14 protein-coding genes are annotated in these 11,757 nt (G+C 43.4%); 5 read left to right on the forward strand and 9 right to left on the reverse strand.

The features are described 5' to 3' along the window. Window positions 1–22: 22 nt before the first annotated feature. Window positions 23–511, reverse strand: a complete 489-nt coding sequence (locus tag HRR27_RS08380; protein ID WP_173272731.1) for a low molecular weight protein-tyrosine-phosphatase — start codon at window positions 509–511, stop codon at window positions 23–25. A 57-nt stretch (window positions 512–568) separates the two neighbouring features. Between HRR27_RS08380 and HRR27_RS08385 the strand changes: the two genes are divergently transcribed. The 3 genes from HRR27_RS08385 to HRR27_RS08395 all read left to right on the forward strand — a co-directional run bounded on the left by HRR27_RS08385 (window position 569) and on the right by HRR27_RS08395 (window position 4,170). After that, window positions 569–1,273: an RluA family pseudouridine synthase gene (locus HRR27_RS08385; RefSeq protein ID WP_173272733.1), complete on the forward strand. Its 705-nt coding sequence runs from the start codon at window positions 569–571 to the stop codon at window positions 1,271–1,273. 185 nt (window positions 1,274–1,458) lie between these two features. Further along, window positions 1,459–2,925, forward strand: coding sequence for a hypothetical protein (locus tag HRR27_RS12785; protein ID WP_194240653.1), 1,467 nt, complete (start codon window positions 1,459–1,461; stop codon window positions 2,923–2,925). A 9-nt stretch (window positions 2,926–2,934) separates the two neighbouring features. Further along, entirely contained in the window at window positions 2,935–4,170 is a 1,236-nt protein-coding gene (locus HRR27_RS08395; RefSeq protein WP_173272735.1) for a hypothetical protein, read from the forward strand. A 663-nt stretch (window positions 4,171–4,833) separates the two neighbouring features. Here the strand turns inward: HRR27_RS08395 and HRR27_RS08400 are convergent. From HRR27_RS08400 to HRR27_RS08415, 4 genes are read right to left on the reverse strand one after another with little or no spacing between them, the layout of a single operon-like run. Further along, window positions 4,834–5,682: a tyrosine-type recombinase/integrase gene (locus HRR27_RS08400; protein WP_173272737.1), complete on the reverse strand. Its 849-nt coding sequence runs from the start codon at window positions 5,680–5,682 to the stop codon at window positions 4,834–4,836. Further along, window positions 5,675–7,768, reverse strand: coding sequence for a MobH family relaxase (mobH, locus tag HRR27_RS08405; RefSeq protein WP_173272745.1), 2,094 nt, complete (start codon window positions 7,766–7,768; stop codon window positions 5,675–5,677). Before mobH ends, HRR27_RS08400 begins: the two co-directional genes overlap by 8 nt. Further along, entirely contained in the window at window positions 7,753–8,148 is a 396-nt protein-coding gene (locus HRR27_RS08410) for a hypothetical protein (RefSeq protein ID WP_173272747.1), read from the reverse strand. Before HRR27_RS08410 ends, mobH begins: the two co-directional genes overlap by 16 nt. Then, window positions 8,132–8,461 (reverse strand): hypothetical protein, encoded by a 330-nt coding sequence (locus HRR27_RS08415; RefSeq protein ID WP_173272749.1) that lies wholly within the window; start codon window positions 8,459–8,461, stop codon window positions 8,132–8,134. Before HRR27_RS08415 ends, HRR27_RS08410 begins: the two co-directional genes overlap by 17 nt. Before the next feature lie 210 nt (window positions 8,462–8,671). Between HRR27_RS08415 and HRR27_RS08420 the strand changes: the two genes are divergently transcribed. Beyond that, the gene (locus HRR27_RS08420; protein WP_173272751.1) at window positions 8,672–9,397 is read left to right on the forward strand and encodes a complement resistance protein TraT; all 726 of its coding nucleotides are present in this window, start codon (window positions 8,672–8,674) and stop codon (window positions 9,395–9,397) included. A gap of 59 nt (window positions 9,398–9,456) precedes the next feature. On the opposite strand, the gene HRR27_RS08425 is transcribed toward HRR27_RS08420, so the two are convergent. Further along, the gene (locus HRR27_RS08425) at window positions 9,457–9,729 is read right to left on the reverse strand and encodes a hypothetical protein (protein ID WP_173272753.1); all 273 of its coding nucleotides are present in this window, start codon (window positions 9,727–9,729) and stop codon (window positions 9,457–9,459) included. Window positions 9,730–10,063: 334 nt separating this feature from the next. Between HRR27_RS08425 and HRR27_RS08430 the strand changes: the two genes are divergently transcribed. Beyond that, window positions 10,064–10,249: a hypothetical protein gene (locus HRR27_RS08430; protein ID WP_173272755.1), complete on the forward strand. Its 186-nt coding sequence runs from the start codon at window positions 10,064–10,066 to the stop codon at window positions 10,247–10,249. A gap of 171 nt (window positions 10,250–10,420) precedes the next feature. Here HRR27_RS08430 and HRR27_RS08435 read toward each other — a convergent pair whose 3' ends face one another. Genes HRR27_RS08435 through HRR27_RS08445 form a run of 3 tightly spaced genes read right to left on the reverse strand, consistent with a single transcriptional unit; the run spans window position 10,421 to window position 11,507 of the window. Further along, complete coding sequence (locus HRR27_RS08435) at window positions 10,421–10,678, reverse strand: DUF2442 domain-containing protein (RefSeq protein ID WP_173272757.1); 258 nt, start codon at window positions 10,676–10,678, stop codon at window positions 10,421–10,423. A gap of 3 nt (window positions 10,679–10,681) precedes the next feature. Next, entirely contained in the window at window positions 10,682–10,942 is a 261-nt protein-coding gene (locus HRR27_RS08440; RefSeq protein ID WP_173272758.1) for a DUF4160 domain-containing protein, read from the reverse strand. A gap of 13 nt (window positions 10,943–10,955) precedes the next feature. After that, window positions 10,956–11,507: a recombinase family protein gene (locus HRR27_RS08445; RefSeq protein WP_173272760.1), complete on the reverse strand. Its 552-nt coding sequence runs from the start codon at window positions 11,505–11,507 to the stop codon at window positions 10,956–10,958. Window positions 11,508–11,757 lie beyond the last annotated feature (250 nt).

The raw sequence follows: 11,757 nt of genomic DNA on the forward strand, positions 1-11,757 counted from the left end.
CGTTGTTGTTTCTACAATTGAATCATTTTAAAAAATGGGTTTTCTTAATCTGCGCCAATAAGCCATTGGATGCCGATTGCACCATATCAAAAACATAATCAAAACCATCCGGCCCACCATAATACGGATCCGGCACTTCGGTCTCAGTAAAATCTTCACTGAACTGCAAAAACATATGAATCTTCTCGCGATGTTCTGGCAAAGCCATCTCATATAAGTTGCGATAGTTAGAATTATCCATTGCCAACACATAGTCATATTGATAAAAATCGCCAAAGTCCACTTGCCGCGCACGCAAATCCCGCATAGCAATACCACGGGCTTCCGCCACTTGAGTCGCTCGCTTATCTGGTGGATTACCCACGTGCCACGCCCCTGTTCCTGCAGAATCAACTTCGATCTGTTGTGCCAGCCCCTGATCTTTAACCAATTGACGAAAAACCGCGTGCGCCGTCGGCGAGCGGCAAATATTGCCTAAACAGACAAATAATACCGAGACCTTTTTTGCCATCTTCTGTCTTCTCATGTTTTAAAATAAGCGCCTTAGTTTACAAGGCCATGGTGAAAAATGCACCCGTATCTACGTCCGCCAGCAGCGGTTTTAAAACCTTTTACTTATGATCCAAATTGGGTTGTGTACGCCGATGACGAGATATTGATTGTCAATAAACCCAGTGGTCTACTGTCCGTACCTGGGCGCGGCGACGATAAACAAGAATGCTTATTAAGCCATCTTCACAACACTTACCCGGATGCGCTGATTGTGCATCGTTTAGATATGGACACTTCCGGCTTAATGGTGCTGGCGCGTAACAAAGCAGCACATCGTGACCTCAGCAGACAGTTTCAAGACCGCAAGACCGCAAAACGCTATCAGGCTCTTTGCTCAGGCATTATTAGTCAAAACAGCGGCCAAATCGCCCTTCCAATGCGTTGTGATTGGGAGCGCCGTCCGCTGCAAATGGTCGATTTTTTGCTCGGTAAAGGCGCCCATACTCAGTGGCGCCTACTCAAGCAATACACTCATTATTTTAGTGTTGAACTAACCCCTACCACAGGACGTTCACATCAATTACGTTTACATATGCAGATGCTCGGTCATCCGATTTTAGGTGACAATTTATATGCAGACCATTATGCACTGCATCAAGCGCCTCGCCTCTGTCTGCACGCCGAATACTTAGGTTTTACCCACCCAAGCAGACAGCGATGGCTTGAATTTTCGATTGCCGCCGACTTTGCCATTCCAAACACAATCCGCACGACAGCCTAAAGTCTCAACCAAACCCGCCGTTAAGTAAATGCAGATGGCATGTTAAATGCTTTGCCTGATAACAATACAAAAATACTTGACACAAAACAGTTAAGCGCCTTTTAGATGGATTGTGCAGTGGTGAGAGTTACGTAAACTGCATAAGATAACGACACAATCCGGCGATAGATTACGGGAAAATAGCTATGTCTACGATTGATAAAGAAAAAGACGATTTGGCCACGCAACAAATGGTCGAGATGCTGCAAAGCATGGATAAAGAAACCGATATAGGTTCAACCCCATTGAACAGCGATGAAATCGACCTCGACACTCTGTTGAACGACATCGACCACATTGAAAATCAATCCGAACCCGAGGCTTATCAGCAAGTCAAAACCGATGACACCTTGCTTGACCGAGATGCGCTGGATGCTCGCCAAAACAGCGATGACGAACTAAATGAAGCCATGCATGAAATGGACAGCGCGCTTTATACAAATAGCACCACTAACGCAGCCGATGATTTTATGGATATGCCAGACTTGCAAGACGCGCCACAAGACCATTCGGATATTTCTGCTGTTGACGACTTACTCATCGACACCCAATCCATGCCGGAAAACAACGCCGAAATTGAAGAAGTCACCACACCTGAGCCCGATTCCACCGCCAAATTGAATATCGATTTTGATCACGAACTAGCACAACAAATATTAGCCGCCGCGCAACAACAAAGTGCCGCGAGCGTGCTCGATGATGCTAGACAACAAGCACTGGATAATGAACTGTCTGCCTTAGAAGAAAACAGCAAGACCTTACTTGCGCAAACGCTTGAAAATGAATTTGACGACCTTGACGACGACATGGATTTTAAAGTCGACAGTGAAGGTCTTTTGAGCGACCCTGATGACGAGTCAGAACTTGAATCCGAGTCAGGACTTGAATCCGAGTCAGAATTTGAATCCGAGTCAGAACTTGAATCCGAGTCAGAACTTGAATCCGAGTCAGAACTTGAATCCGAGTCAGAACTTGAATCCGAGTCAGGACTTGAATCCGAGTCAGAATTTGAATCCGAGTCAGAATTTGAATCCGAGTCAGAACTTGAATCTGAGTCAGAACTTGAATCCGAGTCAGAACTTGAATCCGAGTCAGAACTTGAATCCGAGTCAGAACTTGAATCCGAGTCAGAACTCGACACGGTAGAAACGCCTATAGACACATCTGTCTACTCAGAACCTCAGAGCCCCTCACCAGAAGAAGAATCCAACGCGAGCGATGAAAAACGCCAACTGCTCAAGCTCGTTGAACAAACCAATCAATCGGTTGACATTATGAGTGCAGCAATTGAACTGGAAAAACAGAGCCACGAAATTATTGAGCAACTAAGCATGACGGCCAAAATGACCACAAAAGTCGCCCTATCAACTGCACAAAAAGCACAAGCCACGGCAGAAAGTGCTCAACAGGCGATTGAAAAAACGTTTGCCGCTATCGAACGCGCCCGCCAAATCACCCAACAAGCAAAATATCAAATCGATATGGCAGCACTTAAACGCTTTGACGACAGTCAAATCGATGACATCCTTGAGCAAATCCAACAACGCAATCAAGCATTACAGATTTCAAATAGCGAGCTTGCAAAACGCGTTGCCAAACTTTATCAATCTTAGGATATGAGCATGAATGATAATGATAAGGTAGATGATCTTCTCGATGCCGTCGCTGGACTGGATCTTGCCGAAGACAATCTAGTCAATCGCATCGAGCAACAGCAACAGCAACAAAGCGAGCTCAATAACGTATCTGCTGGTGCAAAAATGGACGCTTCCTTAATCGCTCTAGAAGCGGCTAAAGCCGCTCAGGAGGCGGCAACCCAAAGCCAAGAAGCCGCACAAGCCAGCTTAAAACTCTCTGAAAAAATGCGCGAACATACTGATGAACTCAGTAACGCCAACTTTAATTGGCGTCAATCGATACGCAATGCCGCAAAAGAGCTTGGCGATAGCAAAAAACTTTTTGGAGCGATGCTTATCATCACTCTAATGTTAGCACTCGCCTCAATTGCCCTCATGGGCACGGCCTATTACCAACTTAACAACAAACAAGAACAACTAAAAGGCGAAATTTTAGATATTATCCAAACTGAAAACGCCCTTTTCAAACGCGACCTCTCTATCAAAATTGACGACCTAAGTGCACAGATAGAAGCTAGTCGATTCTATGTCGAAAAAATGGCTAATGCTCAGCCAAAAACCGAAACGGATACCATTGTAGAGAATCACGCCACACCAACCACCACATCAGAAAAGATAACAGCACCAGCCATGGATGAGCATCACGCTGACGGCGCAATTCATGCTCCAAGCGAAACCCACAACGATACTCTATTGACTGAACCAGAAACAACGACAGCGCAGCAGTTTACTCATCTTGAAAACCACACAGCCAAAATGAATACCCAAGAAATAGAGATCGCAATTCAAAATCAATTGCAGCCAGTTTATGCGACCCTAAACCAACAGATCACTCAACTCAGTCAACAACAGCTTCAACTCAGTCAAGCATTAAGCAAACTAACCGAAAAACAATTCGCTAAAAATGCGCCTCAACAAGAAGCACTGACACGATTAGAGCTGAACGATAAACAAAGCCAACAACTGGCCGATATTCGCTGGTTAGTTTCAAAGCATGACACCCTACTAAAATCAATTAACGAACAACTTCAGACACTAAAAACACCCAATACAAATCCACAAAAAGAACAAGAATCGCAGCAAAGACTTGAATCGCAATTCAATCAAATGCAAACCCAACAAAAATTAATTGAAGAGCAACTCGCCAAACTGCAACGAAATGTCGAGCTTATTATGCAAAAAGTCGACCAAGAAAAACCCTATAGCTATAAAGCAAAATAACCTCACCATTGTCGATTGCGCGCAAAGAGCGCAATTGACGCAACCTAACAACAATTCAATTTGGGCATGTTATCCGCATCGTATTTGCCACGCTCTGCCAAAAAGGCAGTTAAATCAAAGGATACTTTTAGAGCGACTTCAGATACTTGATGAAAGGTATCACAAAAAAATGATGAAACCGCCCTGCACACTTTAGATATCAGCATTTAAACAGGTACATAAACAGATTTCGAATGCTGAACCGGCATATTTCCCCACAGTGGCGAATTTTGGGTAATAAAAAAGCCCTGACTGAATCGGCTGAAAACCGCGCCAGTCAAGGCTTTGGAATGTGGTAGCGGGGGCTGGATTTGAACCAACGACCTTCGGGTTATGAGCCCGACGAGCTACACTTTTATCACAAAACCTTTTACAGTTCCAAAAATTTGTGATAAATTTATCTCAAACATTTGGTAAAAGCTATATCAGCAGCCTTTATCTATTACTTTGTGAAGGGTTACAAAACCCAGATTTTCGGTCAGGAAAATCTGGGTTTTTTTATGTCTCAAACTTATTCAATTCCAGACAGTAAAAAAACCTTCAACGCCAATTTTAGGCGAAAGCATGGAAAAAGTAAACATTCCTCAAACTTGTTGATAACCCTATACTTTTTTATGTGGCTGTTTAAAAATCCTCAACATAAGGCCTTAAATCCTTATAGCCATAATGCGCATAGCGCTGCACCGACTGCAAACTAGACCAACCGCCTAGCTTCTGAAGAATCTCCAAAGGCGTGCCACGCTGAACGTGCCAAGTCGCCCAGGTATGCCGTAGATCATGCCACCTAAAATCACGAATACCACAAGAGTCAACTGCCTCTCTAAAAGCTTTGGTACTGGCTTTTTTCACCGGATTACCACGAAAAGTAAACACGCGATCCGGGTGATTGCCGCGATTACGCTTCAAAATCTCCAACGCTTTTTCCGTTAAAGGCACCATAAAAGGATTATCGGATTTCAGGACATCATCCCCTTCAACGACAATCACTTTTTCTGAAAAATGAATCTGATCCCAACGTAGCCGTGTTACGTTCGATTCGCGTAAACCGGTTTCAACGGAAAACAGCATCATATCGGCTAAATGCTCTGGCAACCGGTGCGCTAAACGCTTCACCTGGTTTCGTGTTAACCACCGCACCCGCGTATTACCCGACTCAGTAAACATTTTGATGAATGGCAGCTCACCATCGATCACCTCCCATTCGCGCTTTGCTTTATTCAGCAAAGATCGTAGTTTCTGTAATGTACGATTAATCGTAGTGTTGCTTACGCCGTCATCTTGCCGTTTAAGAATGAATTCATTGATCATCTTGCGATCGATCTGATCAATAAATGGATTACCAACGACTTCACTAAAACGCTTAAACTGGCTCAACTCATTGACTGAATCTTTATTATTGGTTTCTTTCTGATAGCGTGCAACGGCGGTATTGTAGCGAAGCCGTTTCGACTGTATTTTTATTCTTTTAGTCATTGATAAGGCGTAAATATTCGTTAATTTGGGAGGACTTCAGGCCAATCTTTTGCGGATCCGGAATCAAAATGCCTTTGATCACTCTAGGCGCATTACGCCCGGATTTAGAACTAATCTCGTACTGAAAAATATTGTCACCGCGCTGCGTCTTCAGATTGATCTTTTTCTTGGTCAGGTCTTTTTGCGCAATCGTCCAGGACACTCTTGTTTGACGCTCAAACGTCTTAAAGATTGCCGGACTGACCAGGAACAAACCTTCTTCAACAAAGTGCACTTGGTTCGCTGGGTTATTGGCCGGAATTTTACCTTCTGCAACCCCTGCCGTCAGCCATTTAATAAACAGCGCTGCCGGACAATCAGGGTCGTCAAACTCAATCTGGCTATCAGCCTGCTCTGCGACTTTTTCATTATGATATGCAACGGAGTTTGAGCGCCCCTTTGCCGCCTTAGCTTTAATATCCTCAAGCATAGCTTCTCGATCGACACTTGCTAATTCTGGCTCCACCTGTTTTTTGGATTTGAGTTGAGATTTAGGTTCAGCCGGTTGCGGTTTTTTAGACGCTTTAGCGGCTTTCTCTTCTGGATCCGGTAAAACCAGGTCTTCAATGGCGTCCATATCATCGAAATCATCGGTTTCAGCAAAGTCACTAAAATCACCAATTAGGTCGTCGGTACTCGGCACCGGCGCAGCTAACAACGCATCCAACTCATCAAGTTCCGGAGGCAATGAATCCTCTTGCTTATTGCTCGTCTTACTCTCTTCCGGAACCGTTTTACTCTTCGGCTTCGATTCTGGCTCATACTTTTTAGGTTCAGCTTTAGCCGGTGGTGGCTTTGGTTCAGATTTCTTAGCTTTGGAATCTGGTTGCGGAACGGCTTTTTCTGGTTCAGTTTTAACGCTCTGACTATCAGTCTGATCAATAGGCTTGCCATTGACATCGATAGGGGTCACATTTTGATTCGCCGGTTGCTCCGGTCGATCATCAAGACTTGGCCAAACTTTAGCGGCATCAAAACACAGTAAGGAAAAATTCATTTCCCAATCATCGATCTGCACCTTGCAGCGCCAGATTGCTTTATCTTCATTTGGAAGCAAGACTTTGAACTGCTGTAATTCGTCCATCAAGCGATCGTTACGGCTCGGCACCGATTGCCCATCTTTGCGCATTCGATCCTTCACCTCGTCTAATAAACGCTTAGAAACGAAATACACACGGTCATTAGCGGTAAAAGCCGCTGCACCTTTGCGGTTAATCGGCATGGCATCTTCAGCAAGCATCTGTTGCAGCGTATGCAAGAATCGCTCATGAAGCGGACGTTCAGCCGTCGTTGCAACCACTTGCTGCACATCACCACCAAGATTTGCAGCAACACTTATCTGATCAGCTTTTTGAATGATCTCTGAAATCAAAGGCGTGGAGCTGTAATCCCCACTCAAGAAATAACATAAGTGCTGAAAGACCAAGGGATCGGCACAAAGCCATTCGATGGCTCTTTCATCCAAAATCTTGTGCATTACCATCATCGGTAAACGCTCATGTAGCTTGTGAACCCGCCCTTTGTGATAACGGATCTCATACACTTCCGGCATCGAGGATGTGGACAGTAAATTCCACCGCAGGCCGGTTTTCGCCACAAAACTAAAATCAGTAACCGGCTTACCAATATCATGCAGGAGTGCCGAAACAAAAACCGCATACGTCCAAATATCTTTTTTTCGCTCAATGTCTTCAGCAATAACACCTGGCGGCAAAATCTGCCCCCTGCGGATTCTCAGTGCATTTACAATGACTTCCAAGTTATGCTCTAGCATTCCGCCTTCATAAGCATGATGATGCACCTCACTCGCTGGTGACAATTGAACAGCTTCAGCATAGCGCTCGATCGGTTTACGATAATAATGTTCAAAGTGCTCTGGGGTTAAACCGGCGATTTCACGAATCTCATTCAACTCACTTTGATGTGGTGTCAACAACTCTTTAGCCGTCAACACCCGCATCCAATGCACTTTTTTCGGCACGGAAAAAACTTCCTCTACCGGTTTAGCAAATAACCGACCGGCGAAACTCTTTAATGCTTGGTACATAGCTTTTTATTAATCCATTGTGCAACATCTGCCAGGCTTAAAACCGGCTTAGCACTGATAAAACAATGAAAGTTTTCACATCGTTCAGCAAAGCAAATAATCGGCTCTTCAAGCGGATTCCAACGCTCATGTTTTACTAAGCAGGTCGCTTTAATTTTTAGCATTTCATGCTCCACCAAAATACTTGCAATTCGCAACTGCATGGCAGCATGACACGCCTCGATCGACTCAAACAATTCGCTCTGCAATTCATCGAAATCGACTTCTAAGCCTATTAACCGGTCAATACCGATCAGATTTAGCTTTAACGTTTCAACAATCTGTTTAACAACTTGGTATCGATACTGTTCAAGAATAAGCTGATCAATTTTTTTCTTCATAGCGCCAAAGTTGCTCACTAAACTCTTGATCATTCCAAATACACAGGTTGAAAAACGCTCGCGCTTCCGGAAACACAAGTTTTCGATTCTCAAGCCCTTCAACCCGACGGATCCCCAAGTTGACTTGTTCGGTCGTTAATCCGCGCAATGCCTCAGAAAAAATTCGATAGCCCTCATCAACGCCTTGAAACCGGGCAAAATAATCGGTTGCGCCGAACTGATACAGGCGATCAAAAACATTAAAAACACGATATACATGAGCATTTAAAGGCGTCACCTCCGCAGGCTTCACCATTCGCTGACCGTTAACCACATCCTTTCCTTTAGTCAATAATTAGGGATTTTGCGCATTATGTCAGATAAGACTATTTTCGCTATGAAAACCAAGTGCAAAATTTCTGCACTTGGAATTAATGTAAGTTTTTATCAACACGCTATAATACAACCCGAAAGTCGTAAACTTCATTTTAAAATTGAGTTTTAACAACAAAAAAACATCATTAACATCAGCAAGGAAATTTTCATGAAAACAATGAAACCTTTGATTATCGCCCTATCTCTAACTGGCATTGTGACCTTAAACGGCTGTTCGACCGTTGGAACCGCAATTGAAAAACGCAATCTAAGCGTTCAATCCAAAATGAGTAATTCGGTTTTCTTGGAACCGGTCAGCAATGACAAAAAAACCGTTTACATCCAAATTCGTAACTCTTCGGATCAAAGTATCGATACCCAAGCAATGAATCAGCAATTAGCCAAAACACTTCAGTCAAAAGGGTATCGTGCCGTCAACGATCCTGCGCAAGCCAACTACGTTCTTCAGCAAAATATCTTGTCTGTAAAAGAGACTAATAAGGATGACGCATACAATTCGATGGATGCCGGATTTGGTGGTGCCACTGCGGGCGTTTTGATGGCCGGATCAACAGGCAATAATTATGCAGGCGGTGCACTACTTGGTGCTGTAGCAGGCATTGCAGCTGATGCGCTGGTGAAGGATGTTTATTTCAACCTTGTCTCTGATATTCAAATCAAAGAAAAGGCGAAAGGAAAAGTAAACTACACAACCCAAGCGAATGCAGGTAGCGGTACGTCGATGAATACTCGTCAAACGATTTCTGGCCAAAGCGACTATCTAACGCACAGCACTCGTATTGTTGCGGTTGCAAACCAAGTAAACTTAGCATTTGACGAAGCCAAGCCAATGCTTGAAGATAAGCTAGTGAAATCGGTAGCCGGTATCTTCTAAACCTAAACCGACTTCATAGCTCAAAAGCAAAAAGCTAGGTTCATAGCCTGGCTTTTTATTTACCTGCCCAGCAGGTTATCGTAACAAGCATCAATCTCTTCACTAATCCGCTGAAATATCTCATTTTCAATACGATAAATTTCTTCTTCATTCAGATATTTACGAATAATTTCTGCCAACTCTTTTGCGGTCAAATAGAAAACAATATCAGCGACTAATTTCTTAGCGACCGCTTCAGATAAGTTGGCCGCAATACACCGGCCATCAAACCAAACCGAAAATTTTCCGTCGCCGTCAGGCCTGACGACAAACTGACTCTCACATAAATTCATAATAAACTCCTGTTTTAAATTCAGAACCATCATCCCAGCCCCCGATGATAGAAAACAAGAGATTCTTTAAAAAGAACAGGAATAAACAAAAAATTTTCGATTTGCTAAAATTGAATGGCATTTTGATGATTTATCATCAGGCCTTTGCTTACTGCGGTAAGCACCTTTAAACGCCGCCTAGCGTTGTCAAATAACTAGGCACCATTAGCTGACCTAACGGCTTTATTAGTCAGCAACCGGCTCGCCGGTCGAAGCCATTTTTTTATCAACCCTATGGGATATGCCAATCCCATAGGGAAACGGCGTATCTCATTTTTACTTTGGAGGTACGCCTTTGAATCAAGAGCAAAAAACATTTTTGGCAAGAGCGGTAGAAATTACGGCCTTTGGTCAATTTGGCGCATTCGGTTATCCAGCCCTATTGAAGGGTGACTGGATCATCGTTGCAATTACTTGCTTAGCTGTCCTGACGCTACTAGCAACAACGTATGCTATACTCTCAATCAATACAGGAGATTAACCATGACAGCGTATACACTTGTCCATGTAATTGGCTTTTCCACTGTGTTTATAATCGCTTTTGGTGCTCTGGCTATTGCTTTGCACCATAAGCATAAACAAGATCAAAAGCATAAACGCTAACTTATACTACGCCCAGCAAATTGCTGGGTTTTTCATTTATACCGAAAAATTACTTTTCTAAAATCCATAAACCATTTTTTTTGATTTCGTTGTACATGGCATCAGGGGCTAAATCCAATTCTCCTGGCCAGGTAACAACGCCATCAACAACCATGACTTGACGAAATTTTTTTGGGTCTTTCAATTTTTCAAAAACGCCATAGAAAAATGAATTGGCAAACTCAACCGTTCCCTCTACCCCATCTTTAAATCGAACCAACAAAGCATTATCAGCTTTCACTCTTACTTCTGTAACATCCCATTCCATAACTTACTCCAAAGGTGCAATAGGTTTTGGTGCTTGATGATTTGAACAAAGCTCCCAATCTTCCATTAATTCAGTTTGATGCAATTCTACCCAGTCTAAAACTAGGTTGGCCGCTCTACGAGGCAATGAGCCTTTAATAATTTCCATTTTCTGAAAATCAACAACAGCTTCATGACCACTGTATTTAACATGAATATGAGGTGGTGCATGATCGCCATAGAACATCTGAATAATAATTCCGTAGAAAGTGCTTATTGTTGGCATCTGAAAACCTTTATTACTGTAAATACCTAAATAGTGTTGCTCGCGAAACCCCAAACTGCTCCGCAACCTCTTCAGCAGTTTGTGCTCGATCTGGATTATCCATAATGGCTTTGGCCATAGCAATTTGCTTTGATGTCATTTTAGGCTTACGACCACCTTTACGCCCTCTCGATCGCGCCGCTGCCAACCCTGCTTTTGTGCGCTCTGAAATAATATTACGCTCAAACTCAGCCAGGGCACCAAAAACATGAAACACTAGCTTGCCGGTTGATGTTGTTGTATCGATACCATCAGTAAGCGATACAAACTGAACCCCTCGACCTTCCAAATCTGCCACAATCGATATGAGATCCTTCAGCGACCGGCTTAGCCGGTCAAGCTTCCAAACAACCAATTGATCGCCAGGGCGCAACGCTTTTAAAACTGCCACAAGCTCCGGACGATCTGATTTTGAACCTGAACCAGTTTCTTCATAGATTTGCTCACAGCCATGCGCGTTTAATGCATCAATCTGCAAACCTGTATCCTGGCTTGATGTGCTTACGCGCGCGTAGCCGATCTTCAATTAATCACCCCTCTAGCACCCAAATCCATGTTCATAGAACATTTGAGTATCAAAATAAAAAAACAACCGTTTTTGGCACTTTGATTTTGACACATATTTTGAAACAAAAAAAGCCCTGATTACCAATCATAATCAAGGCTTCTTGGAATGTTTCAAAAACATACGTTTTTGAAACATCACACCCAGGCTCACTACCACCGTTTTATCAAAACCAGCTTGTGACATCCCTACGAAACAAAAAAACCGCGAC

It is taken from the genome of Thiosulfatimonas sediminis, from assembly GCF_011398355.1.
In the GTDB taxonomy this organism is placed as follows: domain Bacteria; phylum Pseudomonadota; class Gammaproteobacteria; order Thiomicrospirales; family Thiomicrospiraceae; genus Thiomicrorhabdus; species Thiomicrorhabdus sediminis_A.